The 19,359-nt window shown below is 62.0% G+C and carries 19 protein-coding genes; 12 read left to right on the forward strand and 7 right to left on the reverse strand.

The genetic code is table 11. The features are described from left to right. The 3 genes from Q7T26_11740 to Q7T26_11750 all read left to right on the forward strand — a co-directional run. Positions 1-918, forward strand: a 918-nt coding sequence (locus Q7T26_11740; protein MDO8532810.1) for a DNA polymerase, incomplete at its 5' end; no start/stop codon positions are given. 107 nt (positions 919-1,025) lie between these two features. Next, a complete protein-coding gene (locus tag Q7T26_11745) occupies positions 1,026-1,637 on the forward strand; it encodes a DapH/DapD/GlmU-related protein (protein ID MDO8532811.1) in 612 nt (203 codons plus the stop codon). 17 nt (positions 1,638-1,654) lie between these two features. Next, positions 1,655-2,911, forward strand: coding sequence for a glycosyltransferase (locus tag Q7T26_11750; GenBank protein MDO8532812.1), 1,257 nt, complete (start codon positions 1,655-1,657; stop codon positions 2,909-2,911). 10 nt (positions 2,912-2,921) lie between these two features. Here Q7T26_11750 and Q7T26_11755 read toward each other — a convergent pair whose 3' ends face one another. Both Q7T26_11755 and Q7T26_11760 read right to left on the reverse strand, forming a co-directional pair. Beyond that, complete coding sequence (locus tag Q7T26_11755; protein MDO8532813.1) at positions 2,922-4,058, reverse strand: DegT/DnrJ/EryC1/StrS family aminotransferase; 1,137 nt, start codon at positions 4,056-4,058, stop codon at positions 2,922-2,924. 3 nt (positions 4,059-4,061) lie between these two features. After that, complete coding sequence (locus Q7T26_11760) at positions 4,062-5,096, reverse strand: Gfo/Idh/MocA family oxidoreductase (GenBank protein MDO8532814.1); 1,035 nt, start codon at positions 5,094-5,096, stop codon at positions 4,062-4,064. Positions 5,097-5,490: 394 nt separating this feature from the next. Here Q7T26_11760 and Q7T26_11765 point away from each other — a divergent pair, with 394 nt between their 5' ends. The 3 genes from Q7T26_11765 to Q7T26_11775 all read left to right on the forward strand — a co-directional run bounded on the left by Q7T26_11765 (position 5,491) and on the right by Q7T26_11775 (position 6,739). Beyond that, positions 5,491-6,018, forward strand: coding sequence for a hypothetical protein (locus Q7T26_11765; protein ID MDO8532815.1), 528 nt, complete (start codon positions 5,491-5,493; stop codon positions 6,016-6,018). 82 nt (positions 6,019-6,100) lie between these two features. After that, positions 6,101-6,322, forward strand: coding sequence for a DUF2892 domain-containing protein (locus Q7T26_11770; GenBank protein MDO8532816.1), 222 nt, complete (start codon positions 6,101-6,103; stop codon positions 6,320-6,322). 102 nt (positions 6,323-6,424) lie between these two features. After that, entirely contained in the window at positions 6,425-6,739 is a 315-nt protein-coding gene (locus tag Q7T26_11775; GenBank protein MDO8532817.1) for a DUF4389 domain-containing protein, read from the forward strand. An 80-nt stretch (positions 6,740-6,819) separates the two neighbouring features. Here Q7T26_11775 and Q7T26_11780 read toward each other — a convergent pair whose 3' ends face one another. The 4 genes from Q7T26_11780 to Q7T26_11795 all read right to left on the reverse strand — a co-directional run bounded on the left by Q7T26_11780 (position 6,820) and on the right by Q7T26_11795 (position 10,299). Beyond that, positions 6,820-7,599, reverse strand: coding sequence for an SDR family NAD(P)-dependent oxidoreductase (locus Q7T26_11780; GenBank protein ID MDO8532818.1), 780 nt, complete (start codon positions 7,597-7,599; stop codon positions 6,820-6,822). Positions 7,600-7,633: 34 nt separating this feature from the next. After that, a complete protein-coding gene (locus tag Q7T26_11785) occupies positions 7,634-8,215 on the reverse strand; it encodes an NYN domain-containing protein (GenBank protein MDO8532819.1) in 582 nt (193 codons plus the stop codon). A gap of 42 nt (positions 8,216-8,257) precedes the next feature. After that, on the reverse strand, positions 8,258-9,040 hold the full coding sequence (locus Q7T26_11790) for an SDR family oxidoreductase (protein MDO8532820.1): 783 nt from the start codon (positions 9,038-9,040) through the stop codon (positions 8,258-8,260). A 71-nt stretch (positions 9,041-9,111) separates the two neighbouring features. After that, positions 9,112-10,299, reverse strand: coding sequence for a CoA transferase (locus Q7T26_11795; protein ID MDO8532821.1), 1,188 nt, complete (start codon positions 10,297-10,299; stop codon positions 9,112-9,114). Positions 10,300-10,506: 207 nt separating this feature from the next. Here Q7T26_11795 and Q7T26_11800 point away from each other — a divergent pair, with 207 nt between their 5' ends. The 5 genes from Q7T26_11800 (at position 10,507) to Q7T26_11820 (ending at position 14,917) form a co-directional block, all read left to right on the forward strand. Continuing rightward, positions 10,507-11,511, forward strand: coding sequence for an FAD/NAD(P)-binding oxidoreductase (locus tag Q7T26_11800; GenBank protein MDO8532822.1), 1,005 nt, complete (start codon positions 10,507-10,509; stop codon positions 11,509-11,511). Between the two features lie 21 nt (positions 11,512-11,532). Continuing rightward, positions 11,533-11,661, forward strand: a complete 129-nt coding sequence (locus Q7T26_11805; GenBank protein ID MDO8532823.1) for a hypothetical protein — start codon at positions 11,533-11,535, stop codon at positions 11,659-11,661. A 137-nt stretch (positions 11,662-11,798) separates the two neighbouring features. Continuing rightward, on the forward strand, positions 11,799-14,198 hold the full coding sequence (locus tag Q7T26_11810; protein ID MDO8532824.1) for an endonuclease MutS2: 2,400 nt from the start codon (positions 11,799-11,801) through the stop codon (positions 14,196-14,198). Positions 14,199-14,309: 111 nt separating this feature from the next. Continuing rightward, entirely contained in the window at positions 14,310-14,501 is a 192-nt protein-coding gene (locus tag Q7T26_11815; protein ID MDO8532825.1) for a hypothetical protein, read from the forward strand. An 8-nt stretch (positions 14,502-14,509) separates the two neighbouring features. Beyond that, the gene (locus tag Q7T26_11820) at positions 14,510-14,917 is read left to right on the forward strand and encodes a non-heme iron oxygenase ferredoxin subunit (GenBank protein ID MDO8532826.1); all 408 of its coding nucleotides are present in this window, start codon (positions 14,510-14,512) and stop codon (positions 14,915-14,917) included. 325 nt (positions 14,918-15,242) lie between these two features. On the opposite strand, the gene Q7T26_11825 is transcribed toward Q7T26_11820, so the two are convergent. Next, positions 15,243-16,475, reverse strand: a complete 1,233-nt coding sequence (locus tag Q7T26_11825; protein MDO8532827.1) for a transposase — start codon at positions 16,473-16,475, stop codon at positions 15,243-15,245. A gap of 351 nt (positions 16,476-16,826) precedes the next feature. Here Q7T26_11825 and Q7T26_11830 point away from each other — a divergent pair, with 351 nt between their 5' ends. After that, positions 16,827-19,325 (forward strand): N-6 DNA methylase, encoded by a 2,499-nt coding sequence (locus Q7T26_11830; protein MDO8532828.1) that lies wholly within the window; start codon positions 16,827-16,829, stop codon positions 19,323-19,325. Positions 19,326-19,359 lie beyond the last annotated feature (34 nt).

Here is a 19,359-nt window from a genome sequence, read left to right on the forward strand (position 1 = left end):
AAAATCCTGGACTTCCGCCAGTTCCAGAAGCTCAAGTCCACGTACGTGGACGCGCTGCCCGCCCTGGTCAACCCGCGCACCGGGCGGCTGCACACCAGCTACAGTCAGACTATCGCCGCCACGGGCCGTCTGAGCAGCTCGGACCCCAATCTCCAGAACATCCCCGTGCGCACGGAGGTAGGACGAGAGGTGCGCAAGGCCTTCGTCGCCGAGGGTGCGCCCGACTGGCAGCTCCTCTCCGGCGACTACTCTCAGATTGAACTGCGCATCGTCGCGCACATGAGCAGCGACACGGACATGATCGCCGCGTTCCAGCGCGGAGAGGACATCCACGCGGCGACGGCGGCGCAGGTCTTCAACGTGCCCCTGAGCGGCGTGACCTCGGACATGCGCCGCATGGCCAAGGCGGTGAACTTCGGCTTGATCTACGGGCAGGGTGAGTTCGGCCTGAGCCAGCAGATAGGCGCGTCACGCGAGGAGGCGGCGGCCTTCATTGAACGGTACTTCCAGAAGTACCCGGGCGTGAAGGAATACATGGAACGCACCAAGCGGGAGGCGCGCGAAAAGGGCTACGTGCAGACGCTGCTGGGCCGTCGCCGGTACATCCCCGAAATCGTGTCCGCCAACCAGCAGGTGCGCGCCGCGGCGGAGCGGATGGCCATCAACCATCCGGTGCAGGGCACGGCGGCGGACATCATCAAGATCGCGATGATTCGCGTGCAGCAGCGCATGGACGAAACGCGCCTGCGGAGCCGCATGCTCCTCCAGGTGCACGACGAGCTGATCTTTGAGGTGCCCCGCGACGAGATGGAGACGATGCGCGCCCTCCTGCTGGAGCTGATGCCGCAGACGATGGAGATGAAGGTACACCTCAAGGTTGACCTCAAGGCGGGACTCACGTGGGGAGACATGGAGTAGCGGCGGCGACGGCTCCTGTTGCTCCTGTCCCTCCGGGTAAGGTAGAATGAAGGCCTTGCAGACGAGAAAGCGTGGCAGCCGCCCATGTCGGGCGATGCCGGACTTCGATGACTGAAGACTACAAGCTTTATCCCAACGTAGGCCTCGGCGAGGACGCTCAGATAGGTGAGTACGTCATCGTCGGCACGCCGCCGCGTGGCGTGGAGGCGGGCGCGCTTGCCACCGTCATTGGCAGACACGCGGTCATCCGGTCCCACGCGGTCATCTATGCGGGTTGCGTGATAGGCGACAACTTCCAGACCGGCCACGGCACCCTCATCCGCGAGCACAACCGTATCGGCGACAACGTCAGCGTCGGCAGCCATACCGTTGTGGAGCACCACGTGACCATCGGCAACAATGTCCGCATCCATAGCCAATGCTTCATCCCTGAGTTCTGCGTCCTGGAGGACGGCTGCTGGATTGGGCCGAGGGCTACTTTTACCAACGACCTGTATCCGCCGAGCGGCGGGCGCAACCTCAAAGGCCCCACCATCAAGAAGGGCGCGCGCATTGGCGCGAACGCCACATTGCTGCCGGGCATCGTGGTCGGAGAGAACGCGTTGGTGGGCGCGGGCGCAGTCGTGGTCCACGACGTGCCACCGGAAGCGGTCGTCATCGGAAATCCCGCCCGGATTATCAAGCGGGTGTCGGAGCTGCGCCTCCGACGCCTGGTCTAGCTGGCGCATTGAGGCCGGTGGACACCTCCCACACTCCAGGCCCGGGGCGCCAGCACAGCCTGATCTACTTCGGCGACCAGTGGGACGACCTCTGGCGACGCCGACAGGCCCTGTGCCACAGCCTCGCCAGCAAGAGCCTTTTCGACCGCGCGCTGTACGTTGAGCAGCCCCTGTCTCTTTCGTCTCTCCTGTGGTGGCTCCGGCACCCCCCTGACGCCGATGCGCAGCGGCGGTGGAGCCGCCTGCTCCGCCAGAGGCGCACGATGCTCCAGGTCCACCCCAAGATATGCCTGTGGACTCCTGTGACTCCCCTGGGCCTGCGTCAGTCCCCAATCTTAAGCGCCGTGGACAATCTGTTCCGCGTGCACGGTCAGGCGAGGACGCTCAGGCGACTGACTTCACGCATGGGCTTCTCCCTCCCCATCGTCTGCGTCTCGCTGCCGCTGGTTGACAAGCGCGTGCTGGAGAGTGTGCAGCCGGCCCTGCTGTGGTACGACTGCACGGAGGACTTCACAAAATTTGAACACCTGCCCGCGCGGGTGCGCGAGGCTTGCGGGACAATGGATGCATGGCTGACGGACAACGCTGACGTGGTGACCGCTGTCAGCGTCGTCCAGTTCGAGGCCAAGAGGGCGCGACGCGGCTCCCGCGCTACTCTCTACTCTCCAAATGGCCTCCTGCTTGAGCCATTCCTCGCGCCTGTCCCCTCCGACGAGCCGGAGGACCTGGCCGCCATTCCGCGGCCGCGCCTGACGTTCGTGGGCGCCGGCCTCAACACGTATCTTGACTGGGACTTGATAGACATGCTCGCTTCGAGACGTCCTGACCTTTCGCTCGTCCTCATTGGACAGGACACACTGCCTCGCCACTTGCATGAACGCCTTGCTGGACACCACAACATCCACTTCCTCGGTCTGAAGCCTTACGGCGACCTGCCCCGCTATCTGGCCCATGCAGACCTGTGCCTCCAGATATCGCGGCCCGGCCATCTGCCAAGCCAGGAAAGCGTCCTGAAGGTCTGGCTCTACCTGGCCGCGGGCAAACCCGTGCTCTCTCTGACCGCAACCGCCGGCGCGGATAAAGGAGGACTCATCGCGGTGGCAGCAACGCGTGACGAGTTCATCGCCAAAGTGGACGAAGCTATGGCCTCAGATACACCCCGGCTTCAAGAGAGGCGGAAGGCCCTGGCGCAGGAAAGCTCATGGGACGCACGCGCGGACACGGTCTGCCGGGCGCTGGAGGAGGCACTGGTGAGGAAGGGTCTCTCGGGCTAGAGTCTGATTCCTAGCTGGCTTTTTTCGCGGCGACCGGACTGGCGAAGAACGTCACGACGGCGGCGGAGACTTGGCGCACCTGCTCTTCAGTCATCTCCGGGTACATGGGGAGTGAAAGCACCTCTCGCGCGGCCTGCTCCGTGCACGGGAACGCTCCGGCCCGATAGCCCAGGGCACTGTAAGCCGGCTGAAGGTGCAGCGGAAGCGGATAGTGGATTCCCGTTTCCACGCCCTGGGGCCGCAAGTGCTCGCGCAGCAAGTCTCTTTGCGGGGAGCGCACCACGTACAGGTGATAAACAGCCTGGCAGCCGGGTCGCTCCGAGGGGATGACCAATGGTGTTCCCGCAAGCGTCTGGCCGTACACCTGCGCTATCGCTCTTCGGCGGCGGTTCCACTCCTCCAAGCGCCGCAGCTTCACACGCAGGACCGCCGCCTGCAGGGTGTCAAGGCGGGCATTGTAACCTACGCACTGGTGCTCGTACTTCTCGGCGCGGCCATGGTTGCGCAGCAGCTTCACCTGTCGCGCAATCGCTTCGTCATTCGTGACGACAGCGCCCGCGTCCCCCATCGCTCCCAGGTTCTTGCCCGGGTAGAAACTGAACGCGGCAACATCACCCCACGCTCCGACCTTTCGCCCCTCGCACACGGCGCCGTGCGCCTGCGCAGCGTCCTCCAGCACGACCAGATGACGCCGACGCGCTATCTCCATGATACGGCGCATGTCCGCCGGATGCCCGTAGAGATGCACGGGAATGACCGCCTTCGTCCGAGGAGTGATGGCGGCCTCCAGCTTTCCCGGGTCCATGGTATACGTCGCGGTGTCTATATCCACGAAAACGGGACGCGCGCCGACGTGGGAGACCGCCTCGGCGGTGGCGATGAACGTGTGAGGTGTGGTGATGACTTCGTCGCCAGGGCCAACGCCCAAAGCGAGCAGGGCCAACTGAAGCGCCGTCGTGCCGGAGGAAGTCCCCACAGCGTAGCGCGCGCCGCAGAACGCCGCGAACTCCGCCTCCAATCGCTCGACTTCTTCGCCCATGATGAACTGGGACGACTCTATGACCCGCTCAATGGCGGCCCATATCTCCGAGCGGTTAGCGTCATGCTGCGCCCTGAGGTCAACCAGCGGGATTCGCGCCTTTGCCATGTCTTATCGCCCCCCGGAGAGCGCCGCAATCTCCACCGGCGCCCCCTGCCGTTGCAATGACTGCTGGGCTGCTTCCAGTACACGCACCACCCGCAGCCCATTCTCGCCATCGGTCCGAGGACGGGTCCCGCTGCGGACGCACTCCACGAAGTGGGCGCACTCCAGGTGCAAAGGCTCGGTCAGGTCAATCCGTGGGACATAGATATCGCCGGAGCGAATGCGCATCTGGAACTCGCCGTAGACCTGTTCGCCCCCCTTGACGATTCCCTTGTCATACATCTTCAGCTTGGCTTCGTTGTCCACGTCGTCGTACACAACCATGCGGCGGCTGCCCACGATCGTCATGCGACGCACCTTCGACGGGTCCAGCCAGCTCGCGTGGACGTGAGCAATGACGTTGCCTGGAAAGCGAAGGAGCAGGAACACGACGTCCTCTATGCCTTTGCTCAAATAGCTCCCACCCTGAGCTCGGACTTCGAGAGGCATGGCGTCCAGAAGATACAGCAGGATGGAGATGTCGTGAGGTGCGATACTCCACAGCGCGTTGAGGTCCTGCTGGATGCGTCCCAAATTGACCCGCGTGCTGTAGATATAGAACACGTCTCCCAGTTCGCCCGCGGTGAGCAGTTCCTTGATCTTCAGGACGGCGGGATTGTACTCAAAGGAATGGCCCACCATCAGCAGGCGCTTGTGCTCCTGGGCCAGACGGATCATGCCCTCCGCGTCCTGGATGTTCAAAGCAAGGGGCTTCTCTACAAGGACGTGCTTGCCGTGGGAGAGGGCCTCGCGGGCCAGCGGGTAATGGCTTCGGGCAGGCGTCGCGAGGACAACCGCATCCACTGCGGGGTCTTGCAAAACGTCGGCGTAGCGTGTGGTCGTCTGCACGTCCGGGTACTGGCTGCGCACTTTGTCTAGTAGCTTGTCGTCCAGGTCGCAGCAGTAGAGGACACGGCTGCCAGCGACTCCGCGGAAGTTGCGTAGAAGATTAGGGCCCCAGTACCCGTATCCCACGACGGCTACGGCGACGGGCTTGCTCACTGGTCCCCCTGACTGTGTCGTAGAGGCATGAAATATGAAGGCACAGCTTTTCCGTCCCGAACAAGCGCATCTTACTTTATCGAGCTTCGTAAGTCAATCAGACCGCATGGGGCTGGCTGCGCCACTGCGTGACCTGCGCATCGCCCCATGCGGGCAAGTGCGCCCGATGGCAAAGCCGCCAATGTGATTTCCGTTCATCGTGAAGCCCGTACCACTTCCTCTTGATAACTGCACTGAACGACGATCCGTGTGATCGTTTCGTGTATGCGACTTGACTTCCGTGATATGCTCTCCTACGATAGGGCCACGCGTCAATGTGGCGGCGGCCTCGCCCAGGGGCGACAGGCGGGCGAGACCTGAGGGCTTGCGTACGGGGAGTGAGAAGGAGGCGGCGATGCAGCAAGCGGCGTCATTGCCCCGGCCGGTCTGGATGACTGTCCTCGGAATCATCTTTCTTGCTCTGGGCGGCGTGGCGGCGCTGGGAGGCCTTGTTCTCGCGGGAGGCGCCGCGCTGGGGGGCGCGGCCTTGAGCGGAGCGGTTGCGGGAGGCCTTTTCGCCCCTCTTGTGGTTGCCGGGACGCGCTTGTCGGTCGTTCTCGCGTTCTTTCTGCTGCTGTTTGCGGCCGTCCATATCGCTGGAGGCATCGGCTTGCTGCGGGGCCGACGGTGGGCGCGCATTCTGGCGCTTGTCCTGCTGTGGATCGCGGGGATTTCGAGCCTGTTCGGGTTCCTGGGAGGCCTAGGCAGCGGGAACTTCGGGTCAACTCTGGTCAACCTGGTCTTCGTCGGGCTGTACGCGCTATTCATTTGGAAGTTCTACACCGATCCGGTGCGCGCCTATTTCAAACGCGGCCTGACGGCGCCGCCCCCGACCCCCATGGCGCCGCCTGCACCCGGCGCGCCGACAGCGGGACCTGCGTAAGGCGACGGCTGCCTGTTACTTAGCGGGTGACCGCTTGTTCAAATGGTCGAACGAGCGGCGAGTGGTATAAAGGAGGAGCGGTATGGGATTTGCACGGTTCATGGCCTCGCCGGTTGGGCGAGGCGAGCGAATTGTTCTCGGCATCGTGCTGATTGCCGTCGGCATCGGCGCTGTCGGTGGAGTAGCTGGGTGGGCGATCGCCGTGGCGGGACTCCTGCCGCTGACGTTGGGGATCATCAACGGGTGCATTTTCGCCCCGTTGCTCCGCGTTCCGTTCAAGGGCGCTGATCTGCCGCGGGAGTGACGCCGGCGGGACTTGCGTAAAGCTACCCCTGTTTCTTATCAAGCGGGTGACCGCTCGTTCAAGTGGTCGAACGAGCGGCGAATGGTATAAAGGAGGAGCGGCATGACACAGGCACAAGCGCAACCAGCGAAACCCGTGGTCATGGAGATCCAATACCCCGACAAGGTCTCTCGCGCCCTGAACTTTCTGATTTTCATCAAAAACATCCTTGCGATTCCTCACGTCGTCATCCTAATCCTTTACTGCATCGCCTACGCCGTCATGAGCATCATCGCATGGGTCGCTATTCTGATCACCGGCAGATACCCGCGCGGCCTGTTCGACTTCGCGGTGAAACTCCTGCGCTGGCAGCTCCGCGTCACTGCGTACTTGATGATGCTCCGGGATGAGTACCCGCCCTTCAACGGCAATCCGTAGCTGTAGCGCACGGCGGAAGGACAAAGCGAACGGCCACGCGAGAGGCCTCTCGCGTGGCCGTTCTACTCGTGGCAATGCGCCTAGCTCATCGTTGATCCGGCGGTCACGTCCAGGGTCTGGCCGGTGAAGGATACGCCGTCGTCGGAGGCCAGGAATACGACGGTGGCGCCGATTTCTTCCGGCTTGACCAGTCGGCGAATAGGCCCGCGGTCCATGGTGCGCTTCCACATCTCGTCCATCGAGATGCCGGTCGCCTTGGAGCGCGCCTCCAGGACGCGCGTCAGGCGCTCGCCCTCCACAGCGCCCGGGTTGATGCAGTTGCAGCGGATGTTGTACCGGCCCACCTCCATCGAGATGGTCCGGGTCAGGCCGATAAGCCCCCACTTGGAGGCGCAGTAGGCGCTGCGCAGCGGGAAGCCGCGCCTGCCCGCGCCGGAGCCGATGTTGATAATGACGCCGGTCTTGCGCTTGACCATGTGCTTCAGCGCCTCCCGGCAGGCGACCGCCACGCCGACCAGGTTCACTGCCAGCACCTCGTTCCAGTCGGCCACCTCCATGTCGGACACGTTGACGCTCTTGCCCTCGATGCCGGCGTTGTTGACGAGGATGTCAATCTGGCCTAATTCCTTGACGGTGCGCGCCACCATCTCCACGACCTGCTTCTCCTTCGAGACGTCCATGGGGACGGCGATGCCGCGGCGGCCCAGTGCGCGTATCTCGGCAGCAGTCTCGTTAATCTTGTCCACGCTGCGCGCGGCCACCGCCACGTCCGCGCCCGCCCGCGCAAGCTCCAGCGCTATACCCTTGCCGATGCCGTAGCCGCCGCCCGTGACGAGCGCCACCCTGCCTGCGAGTTTCATGGATCGCCTCCAGCAAAAACTTCTGAGCCTCCCGTCATTCCAATCGATAACGCGGGCTTCGCCAGTCATTTATATCTATGAAAAAATCCGCTGCCCAGCGTAAGTCTGAAGGCTCCGTACTATCCAAAGTCGCGATGCCCACGGCTTTACCGAGGTCTTTAGCGGCTAGCACTGCGTCCGTGAAGTCTTGATCACCAGAAACAAGAATACCTATATCATAGGAATTCCGCGCGGCGAGCAATACTAGATCAACAGCCAGTTGAACGTCCACCCGCTTCTGTTCGACACGAGTCGCTTTCGGGTTACCAGAAAAACTCCCACGCCTTTGAACCAAGCGTCCGTAGTTCACGTCCAAGAAGTCAACACTCCTTTTGAGTGCATCAAGATGGGCAATCATTTTCTTGTGTTTTTCTTCCTCACTCGCCGTCGGTATCGCGGTGTACAAATGAACTCTGTGGAGTGTGATACCCATATTGGGGAAAATAGGCCCTAATCGGTCAACCAAGCGAGTAGCCAAAAGACGATACTCTTTATCGGATGGTCTTAGTTTCTCATCCGCAAGATTTCGCAAGTGCTCATCGTCCAAGAAAATATCAACTCGCTGGTCTTGAATCATATGCACCTTTCGTTCCTCGTGACTCGAAATCCGCCCTGCCGTCTATCCGCCCCTCAGGTGCGTCAGGCTCAGGCCGCCGTCGCAGACGATGTTCTGGCCCACAATCCAGTCGGCGTCCTCGGAGCACAGGAAGGCGACAATCTTCGCCACGTCCTCCGGCGTGCCGATGCGCCCCTTGGGCGTCGCGGCGATGCGCGCGCGCTTCCACTCCTCGTAGCCAGCCGCGTCGCCGCCATACACGTGCGGGTAAAGCGTATTCACTATGGGGCCGGGGCAGACGCTGTTCACGTTGATGCCCTTCGGAGCGAGCTCGCAGGCCAGGTATCTGACCCACGTTTCCATCGCCGCCTTGGCGCCCGCCAGGATGCCGTGCCGGTCAATGACGCGGAGGGTGTCCCACCCGGACACGGCGACGATGCGCCCGCTCTGACGCCCCTCCATCAACGCGACGGCCTGCTGAACAAGGGGCAGGAACGCGTCCACGGTGATGGCGAACGTGCGGCGGACGTTGTGCTCCTTCGCTTCCATGAGTGGTTTGAAGGCGGAGGCCGCGGCGTTGACCACGAGAACGTCCAGGCCGCCGAACTCCGCTTTTACCTGAGCGAACAGGGCGCGGATGTCCTCCGGCTTCTCCAGGTCGGCCTTCACGGGCAGCGCGCGCACGCCCAGGGCGGTCAGCTCCGCCACGGTGGCGCGGGCCGCTTCCTCGTTCTGCTTGTAGTTGACGACGATGTGAGCGCCGCCGCCCGCCAGCCGCAGGGCGATGGCGCGGCCAATCCCTCGGCTGCTGCCGGTGACGAGCGCGACCCTGCCTGCGAGCTTCATGGCTGGTCCTCCTTCGAGATCGGGATACCCCGCCGCCCTGTGTCCCCCTTCTTCTGACAGGAGCGGGAGGATTACCGTGTCATATGTGCTGACTTCAGCCGTTCGGCCGATACGCCCAGCAGCTCGCGCCAGACAAACTCGTCGTGTTCACCAACTTCAGGGGCGCGATGGCGAATGCTCCCTCCGGTGCCTGAAAGCTTCACCGACAGCCCGTTGATCGGGATGACGCCTATCCCCGGGTATGACATGTCGACAAGCATGTCGCGCGCCCGCACTTGCGGATGAGACAGGACTTCGCTCACGTCGTTTACCTGACCGCAGGGGACGTGCGCGGCCACCAATCTGGCCAGGACGTCACTCGAATCATGTTTACTCATATAGGCAGCGACCAGTTCGCTCAACTGGTCCATATGAATACGACGCCCTTCATCATCCTGGAAACGCGGATCGCGACTCCACTCCGGGTTTCCCAGGGCTTCACAGAAGTTACGCCACATACCGTTTCCAATGATGGAAACGACCACCCACCTGCCATCCCTGCATAACAAAGTATCTGAAAAAGCCCAGAAGCTCTTGTTGCCCCTGGGCTGTCGCAGTTGTCCTCTGACAACGTATTCAGCCGGCACTGCAAAAGCGCCAAGGACCGATACCGCCGTGTCCATAAGGGACGCGTCAACCATCTGTCCCATGCCCGTACGCTCACGCTCCCGAAGCGCCAGTAGAATGCCCAGGGCGGTATGGGCCCCGCAAAGAACGTCCACGTAGGCGGCTCCTGTCCGCGACGGGGGTGAACCAGGGAAACCCGAGTAGCTCATCGCACCTGACTCTGCTTGCAGGATGTTGTCAACCGCCGAGCGGTGCCGATAGGGGCCGTTGACACCAAAAGCACTGATTATTCCAACGATGATGGTAGGGTTCACGGACCGAAGCGATTCATACGACAGGATGTTTGCCTCGGCAGTGTCCGGCGTGAAGTTATGAATCAGGACGTCAGCTTGGGCCACAAGCTCCATCAGCAATGCTTTGCCCGTCGGCGAGCGAATGTCGAGCGTCGCACCCAGCTTGTTGCGGTTGGTAGTCAGCGGAACCAGACTGCGCCCATCCTTAGCGTAGGGCCCCAGACGTCGGTCTAACGCGCCGCCGGGAGGTTCGACGCGAATGACTTCGGCGCCGAAATCCGCCAGATGCATTCCGCTAACGGGACCCGCGAGCACACGTGAAAAGTCGAGTACCCGTACGCCTTCCAGAGGCAGGCTCATCGTCCCGCTCCTATCATTGGACACGACTAATCTCGTCACATGCAGACTGACTGCACGACGTAGCGCAGTATACTTGTGGGCCGTGGCCACGGTCAAGCCGTTTCGCTACGGCCGCGCGTAGCATTGTATAATGGGCGCACGGGAAGCACTTATGTAACCCGAGCGATGGACCGCGTAGCGGTTGGCTGGACTGGAAAGGAGACAGGCATGAGTGGGAAACGAGTCGTCATCCTGGGAGGCGGCGTGGGCGGGGTGGTGGCGGCAAACCGCCTGCGGAAGGCGCTGGGTAAAGAGCACCAGGTCACGGTCATTGACCAGACGCGCACGCACTCCTTTGCGCCGTCCTATCTGTGGCTCATGGTGGGCCAGCGCAAGCCGGAGGGCATCAGCCGCGACCTGGGCCGCCTGGAGCGCAAGGGCATCGAGTTCAAGCAGGCGGCCGTCCAGCGCATAGACACGGAACGCTCGATAGTCGCGACGGACAAGGGCGAGGAATCGTACGACTACCTTGTCGTGTCGCTCGGCGCGCGCATGGCTCCGGAGGCGCTGCCCGGATTCGCCGCGGGCGCCCGCTCTTACTACACACTGGAGGAAGCCGTCAAGCTGCGGGACGCCCTGCCCCAGTTCCAGGGCGGCAAGGTGGTGCTGCTGATCTCCTCCATGCCGTTCAAATGCCCGGCTGCCCCGTATGAGGGCGCCCTGCTGCTGGACGCCTACTTCCGCAAGCGCCGCATCCGAGACAAGGTGGACTTCCACGTCTATACACCGGAGCCGCAGCCCATGCCGGTGGCGGGGGTCGCGGTGGGCGCGCAGGTCTGCGGCCTGCTGGAACAGCGGAACATCCACTACCACACCGGCGCCAAGGCGACAAGCATCGCGCCGGACAAGCGCGTCATCAGCTTCGAGAAGGGCGACTCAGTCAAGTACGATTTCCTGGTGGGCATTCCGCCGCACGCCTGCCCGGAGGCGGTGAAGGCCTCCGGCCTGACCAACGGCGGCCCCTGGGTGCCCGTGGACCCGCGCACCCTCAAGACGAAGCACTCGAACGTCTGGGCCATCGGCGACGTGACGGCCGTACCGCTGCTCAACAAGATGATGCTGCCCAAGGCGGGCGTTTTCGCCCACGCCGAGGCGGAGATTGTCGCCAAGTCCATCGTACACGAGGTCACCGGACGAGGGCATCCGGAGGAGTTCGACGGGCATGGGGCCTGATTTCTGGAGACCGGCCACGGGATGGCCGGATACGCCTCGGGCAACTTCCTGGCCGAGCCCGTCCCCCTCGTCAAGATGCGCCAGCCCAGTTTCATCTGGCACTGGGGCAAGGTCCTGTTCGAGAAGCGCTGGCTCGCGCAATGGTTTTAGGCGCCTCACCCCCTCTGCTCCCCCTCTCCTTCCGACATGGAAGGAGAGGGGGATGAAAAAGCGGAGACGGGGGACGCCCCCGGACCCCCGGCAAGCCGCCCTGCGGCCTAGCACCGCGTCGTACCGCAAAGGAGTACATGGAGGAGCAGCAGCGGAAGAACCTGCAGCGCCTGGAGTTCGACAAGGTGCGCGAGGCGCTGGCCGCGCACGCGGAGACGGACTCGGGCCGGGAACAGGCGCGGAGTATAACGCCAACCTCTGATGCGTCCGAGGCGCGGCGGCGACTGCGGGAGACGGCGGAGGCCCGCGCCCTGCTGCGGACGAAGGGACACCTGTCGCTGGCGGGCGTACGGGACGTGCGCACGACCGTCCGGCGGGCGGCGCTGGGCGGGACGCTGGAGCCGTCCGAGCTGCTGGATGTCCGCGGGACGCTGGCCGTGGCCCGCGCCCTCCACACGATGGTCCTGGGCCAGGAAAGCGACCTGCCCGCGCTGAGCGCCATCGTTCGGGAGATGGCGCCCCAGCAGGGGCTGGAGCAGGACATCGAGCGGGCGATCAGTCCCCAGGGGCAGGTGAAGGACGACGCCTCGCCGCTGCTCTCGCGCCTGCGCAAGGACGTGCGAGGGGCGCACGCGCAACTCTGTGACAGGCTCGGCGAAATCGTAAGCTCGCCCCTGGGCCAGAAGGTGCTGCAGGAGCCGCTCATCACCAGCCGCGAGGAGCGGCTTGTGCTGCCGGTCAAGACGGAGCACCGCAACCAGCTTCCCGGCCTCGTCCACGACATATCCGACTCCGGCGCCACGGTGTTCATCGAGCCGCTGGAGGCGGTGGAGCTGGGCAACGCCTGGCGCGAGATGCGCATCGCGGAGCGGCGCGAGGTGGAGCGCGTGCTGGGCGAACTGAGCGCGGCGGTCGGCGACCGCGCCCCGGACATCGAGCGGACGGTGGAGCGCCTGGCGCACGTGGACCTGGCCCTCGCCAAGGCGCGCTACGCTAACGCCCTCCAGGCGACGGAGCCGGAGATAGTCGGCGAGGGAGAGCCGTACCTGCGCCTGCGAGACGCCCGGCACCCGCTTCTCAAGGGCCGCGTGGTGCCCGTATCCGTGGACATCGGCCAGGGGTACACCGCCCTGCTCGTCACCGGGCCGAACACCGGCGGCAAGACCGTCGCGCTCAAGACGGTGGGGCTGCTCACCGTCATGGCGATGGCAGGGCTGCACATCCCGGCGGGAGATGAGAGCGTCGTGTACGCCTTCGACAGCGTGTACGCGGACATCGGCGACGAGCAGAGCATCGAGCAGTCGCTGTCCACGTTCAGCTCCCACATGGGCAACATCGTCCACGTGCTCCGCGACGCGACGAGCCGCAGCCTCGTGCTGCTGGACGAGATGGGCGCGGGAACAGACCCCCTGGAGGGCAGCGCGCTGGCCCGCGCGGTGCTGTCCGAGCTGGTCAGGCGGCGCACGCTGACTCTCGCGACGACCCACCACGGCGAACTGAAGGCGTTCGCCCACGTGACGCCGGGGATGAAGAACGCCAGCGTGGACTTCGACCCGGAGACGCTGGCCCCCACCTACAAGTTGACCATCGGCCTGCCGGGTTCCAGCAACGCGCTGGCTATCGCTGAGCGGCTGGGGCTGGAGCGTCGCCTGCTGGACGAGGCGCGCGGCTTCATATCGCCCGGCCAATTGGAAGTGGACAGCCTGCTGACGCAGATACGCCGGGAGCGCGACACGCTGGTGGCGGAGCGCCGCGCCGCGGAGTCGGCCCGGATGGACGCCGAGCGCCAGCGCCAGGAGTTGGCCGCCGAGCGCGAGCGCCTGGAGGACCGCAAGGCGGACATCTTGGAAGAGGCGGGCCGGGAGGTCAGAGGCCGCGCGGAGGAGATGGACAAGCGGCTGGACAGGGCCGCCCGCGCGCTGGACGACGTGGCTGCGGAACGGGAAGCCTCTCACACCGTTGCGCGGGATGCGCTCAAGGAGACCGTGAAGAAAGCCTCCGCCGAGGTCAAGGCCGTTCGGCGGGAGGTCGCGGGGCCAGCGTGGTCGCCGCCGGAACCGTCGCGCCGTCCTTCCACGGAAGGAGGGCCGCTGCGCCGCGGCGACACCGTGCGCGTCCGCGGGCTGAGCCAGCGCGCGGAGGTGCTCTCCGACGTGGACGCGGAGGGCAAAGTAGAGGTGCAGGCGGGCGCGCTGAAGCTGCGCGTGCCCGTGCGCGACGTCGTTGGGCGGGACGAGCCGTCCGTGCGGCCCGCGGCGGTACGCGTCCCGTCGCCACCCCCCGGCGAAGGCGTCGGGCCGGAGCTGATGCTGCATGGTATGCGGGTGGAGCCCGCGCTGGCCAAGCTCGACCAATACCTTAACGACGCGGCCCTTACGCACCTGTCGCGAGTGGTCGTCGTCCACGGCAAGGGGACGGGCGCCCTGCGACAGGCGGTGCGGGAGTACCTGAAGGGGCATCCGCTGGTAACGGCGTACGCGTCCGCTCCGCCGGAGTCGGGCGGCGACGGCGCCACGGTGGTCGAGTTGGCGGGGTAACTCCCTGTCATTCCGAACGCAGTGAGGAATCTCCCCGCGCTTGCATCACGGGCCACGCATCGCCAATACTTTATGTAGACCGAACATCCTTTCAGGGGAACAGCATAGGTCATGTCTGACGAGTACACCTGCCGCGACTGCGGCCACCAGTTCCCCGGCCCTCCGCCTTGCGGAGCGGCCATCGGCGTCACGTGCCCCCGCTGCGGAGGCCGCGGCCTGGACCACAACCCTTGGCTGCTGGGCACATCCAGCGCGGAGGGCCTGACCGAAGAGGACTACTACGACGCCTACCTCTCGCCCTGAGGGGTGGAATGCACCGCGCCGTAGGCGCGGCGGACGAGGACGGAGCGCACATGGCTGAGCTGGTTGCGATATGCGGCACGCACGAGATACCGGAGGGCACGATGAGGCGATTCACCCTCGGCGGGGAGGATATCCTGATCGCCAGAGTGGACGGTATGTACTACGCCATTGACGACAGGTGCGGGCACATGAACGTCTCGCTGTGCGACGGTGTGCTGGAGGGCGCGACGGTGACGTGTCCGCTGCACGCCGCCCAATTCGATGTGCGGGACGGTCGCGTGGCGCGTCCATCCGAGCCGAAGCAGTTCGTGGCGCGGCACGGACAAGTGGGCAAACAGCTCGCGTTCATACAGACCAGGCCAGTCCGCAGCTATCCCGTCGTCGTCGAGGGCGGGACGGTGTATATCCGGCGGTGACTTCACCCTGTGCTGAAGTCGCGGGCGTGGACGCGCTGTGGCGGGAGATTCCTCGTCCTTCTTGGGAAGGACTCGGAATGACAAAGGAAGTGCGAACGGGCTGGCCTCTCGTCCTTCGACAAGCTCTCCGAATGGTCCGAGCGAAGCATCGGACTCCGCAAGGCGGAGAGTCCTCCGGACAGGATGAGCGGCCTCGCAAAGGGCGTTGGCCCTATGTGCACGGGGGCGCAGAGGGGCGCAGCCCCTTGACCAGGGAGTCCAGAGGGACTCTGTCCCTCTGACGGGGTCTCAGGGGTATCCCGGCCTTGCACAACAAATGCCCTTTTCAAGCTATTTTCTGTGCAAGTCCAAGTTGTGCACAAAAATTCGGTTCAATCCCCAACTCGTGAACCGCTTGGATAAGCACGCAGATGTTATGGCAGAGCACCTTAGCCAAAACTTCGTTGACCATGCCCGTGCTACTCTTGCTCCTAACTGCGTCCCCGAACTTTGCCTTGCACATCGAAAACACAGACTCGACATTGGAACGGCGATGGTAGTGCGTCAAAAACTCGTCTCGGTTCAGCATGAAGTAATGATACATCCGGCCCCATGCCGATGTCTCTTTGGTGGGGACCGTGTTGCTCTTGAACGGGATGAACGGCGTTGCGTTGACGGCCTCCACCGTCGCAAGGTTCTTGTGGCTCAGATATGCCTTGTCCGCCGAGATTTCAGCTATCTGAAAGTTCCGGGCTGTCTGCTCCACCAGTGGGACGAAATACGTGGTGTCGTTAGCTTCCCAACCGCTTATGTCCACGCTGGTGACTATGTGAGTGCTCACGCCGCACATAAGGTGCACCTTGACCCACTCTCGGTTGTCAATCTCCCGCCCGTACTTCTTGTTGAACCAGCGGATGAAACGGGACGTGGTGAAGCCGGACGAATCAATGGCAAACTCGGTTTCGACGGCCTTCAGGGGCAAGCTGCTCACCGTGACCAAGTGCTTCAGGATGGGCGTCATGTCGGGGTCGGCCAGATAGTTCGTCACCGAATTGAAATGCGGAGTGCTGGCGACCAGCCCCTCGGTCTTAGCGTCCCGGAGGTCGCTGGTGAACCGCCTGGACGAAAAGCCGGTGTAGACCTTGTAGGCCGACGCAAAGAGCATGTCCGCCAGCGGGAGCGCCGGTCGGCCTCTGCCCTCATGGATGGGTTGGGGGATGCCCTTGCAGAGGTCAGCCAAGAGGACGCCGAACCGCGTCTTCTCCTCGGACTGGGCTGCATTGTAGGCGGGCCAGTTCTGGGAGTAGGTCTTGCGCGTGACCTTTGTGACCTTTACACTCTCTGTCTCAGTGACAGTGCCGTCTGGCGCGGTCTCCCGCTCCATGACATACTCAACCGCGAACATATGCTTGCACTTCACGAGGCGGGTCTCATGGTCTGGGCAAGAGCACTTCAGGCCGGGAATCACGGTGTACTTGTCCCCGTTTTGAGTCTGGGACGGCACCAGCCAGACATCGCCCTTCCGTATAATCTTGCTCCGCGCCGCAATCTCCAAGCCCCGTTCCTGTCTCGCGTCCATTTGAGTCCTCCACGTGTGCTATCTATGTCGTATTCACTATACCATACTCAGTATGGGTTTGTCAAGAGATAATTGATGCAACATTCGTCTGTTTTGCTATTGACAACACAGTACTCTGTATGGTACGGTCTTGCCGTGAACGATATACAAAGGAAACTCGCAGAGCTTCAGGGGAAAGGCTGGACGCTTGCGGCTATAGCAGACGCAATCGGTCTCACGCACAATGCGGTCGAGAAGTGGAAAGCGGGAGCGCGACACCCAGCTAATCCTACTTTGCTTGCTCTTGATGATTTGAAGAAAAGGAAGGCTCCCAAGAAGCGGCGGTATGCTCCGAGAGAGGCAAGCTAGCTAATGGCAACTGAGATGACGACGGTCATCAAAAAAATAGTCCCATATCTACAGCGGCGGGGTTATAACCTCGACGATAATATGTTCTTCGGCGCACGCGCTGAGAACGAACAGGAACGGGTTGGGTTCGTTGATATTCTCATCAAGCGAAGTGCCCGAGCTGCGTCAGCACTCTTCTTGCTTGAGGCTAAGCGGGACAGCGCCAAGCTCACGGCAGACCACCGTAACCAAGCACTTGCTTATGGGAAAGTAGTACGGGTCCCGTTCGTTGTAGTCACCAACGGCGAAGAGGTTGAACTACATAACGTCGCCTCAGGTCGAAAAATCAAGATTAATGGCTCGGTTATTGGCAAGGTTCCGCATTACGACCGATTGGATCATGTCTTAGCGCAGTTCAAGGTCAGTCCGACCGCCGAGAACATTGACCTCGGAACTGACGAAAGCCTACCGTTTCGACCCGGACTAAGCCTGCCCCAATTGCAGGCGCTTATTCGTCGGTGCCATAACAAGATAAGAAACGTAGAGAAGGATGAAGAGAACGTTTTTGCTGACGTTTCCAAACTTCTCTTCCTGAAGTTGCTCGAAGAGAAGCAAGATCGGGGCGAGCTAGGCTTCGCACTACCCTACACCTATAGATTTCATGAACTGGCCTTAAAGAAGTCTGCCCCCGACCAGGTAAAAGATGCCATCACCAGCATGATGCAACAGGTGGTTGACCTTCCCAATTATGGAGAGGTCATGACTCCGACCCTTCACATGCGAAATCCCACTACGTATTCGAAGGTTGTCAATGAACTTTCCAGCGCTAACTTCACCGATTCCGAACTGGATGTCAGAGGCTCAGCCTTTGAGTATTTCGTGCAGGCCAGCCTCAAGGGGCGGCGTTTAGGGCAGTTCTTCACGCCCCGTCCCTTGGTACGGTTCATGCTCTCCCTCATCCCATTGGAGCAAGTAATCCCGGAACTCCTAGACCCTAAGGCGCACCCGATGGTGGTTGACCCCTCGTGCGGTTCCGGGGGTTTTCTCCTTGCTGCGATGAATCAACTCCTAAGCAAGGTGAATGCCGAAAGAGGGCGGACGTATACAAAAGACCGAGCAGACATACTCGTAAAGCGCATCAAGAAGGAAGTCTTCTGGGGTGCGGATGCTAATCAGCGAATCGCGTCTACGGCCAAAATGAACATGATCATTGCCGGGGATGGCTTTGCCAACATCCGCAATGGTGATAGCCTCAAGGATGAAGTTGACTTCTTGCGCGTAGACCATCGGACATTGCCTCTAGCGGACTACGTAGTTACAAACCCGCCTTTCGGCATGTCAGAGGCGGACACGCTCACAGGAGCAGACCTAGGTCGTTTTGGCATTCAGCTCACCAAAACTCAGGCGCTCTTCTTGCAAAAGATGGTGAAGATAACCAAACGAACAGGGCGCATTTGCACCGTGATCGATGATGGGATGCTCAACACTGGGGCGATGAGCCGCATACGAAAGCATTTGATTAACGAGTGTTTCATCGACGCCGTAGTCCGGCTACCCGATGTGACTTTCGAACCCAATAAGATAAACGTCAGGTCCAGCGTCTTGCTGATGACGAGAAAACCTAATGAGGACGCTGTTCAAGAGCATCCTGTTAGAATGATTGACCTACGGAAGCTGGGGTACAACTCTATTGGCGAAGAGGACCCTTCGACTCCGATAGAAGCTATTATTCGATTAGTTCGCTCCCGCTGGGATGACATGGCGCGAATTTCGCTTAGCCTGGACGACACAGGTGGCACATTCCGTTCCTTCCCGCTGAATCTAGCCACAATCCTCTCTGAAGAGGATGCAAGGTTGGACATCAAGTATTACGACCCTGAAACCCTCACTCTCGTAGCACAGTTGAAAGAGTCCGGGGCTTTGACTTTAGCGCAACTAGTGACTGAGCCGTTGCACCGTGGCAAATCACCGGCAAAAACCGAGTACAACGCCGACCTCACCAGTGATGTGATTGTGGTTAAGGCGGGCAACATTGGCCGCACCAGCCTTGCGCCGCCGTTCGATCTCATCGCGGAGAACATCTATAACCGACTAACTGGAGCACGGCTGAGAAAAAACGATTTGTTGCTAGCTTCTACTGGTGAGGGTACGCTAGGTAAGGCCACCGTCTATGACCGTGACGGGCGGGGGGTTGCAGATGGTCATGTCACCATCTTGCGATTAGTAGACACCGTACTTCCCGAATATGCGGCCTGGTTCCTGCGGAGCGAGATCGGGCAGGTTCAGATTGCTCGCCTATTCACTGGTTCCACGGGGCAGATTGAATTGCCAGAGGATGAAGCTGCCAGAATCCTCGTGCTGGTTCCGAAAGACAAGAAAAAGCAAGCGCGCCTTGTGCAGGAGTGGATTAATGAAGTGCATGGAGCTGAGCAACTAGAGCAGGCTGCTCTGAAGATTCGAAGACAGGCCCATGATAGCTTTGTGGATGCGGTTCGTGCCGGGCTTAAAAGGGGCGGGTTTTGACTTTTGGCACAACCCAAGGATTATTTGTGCAGAC

The organism is Dehalococcoidia bacterium (genome assembly GCA_030648205.1).
Lineage (GTDB): Bacteria > Chloroflexota > Dehalococcoidia > JAUSIH01 > JAUSIH01 > JAUSIH01.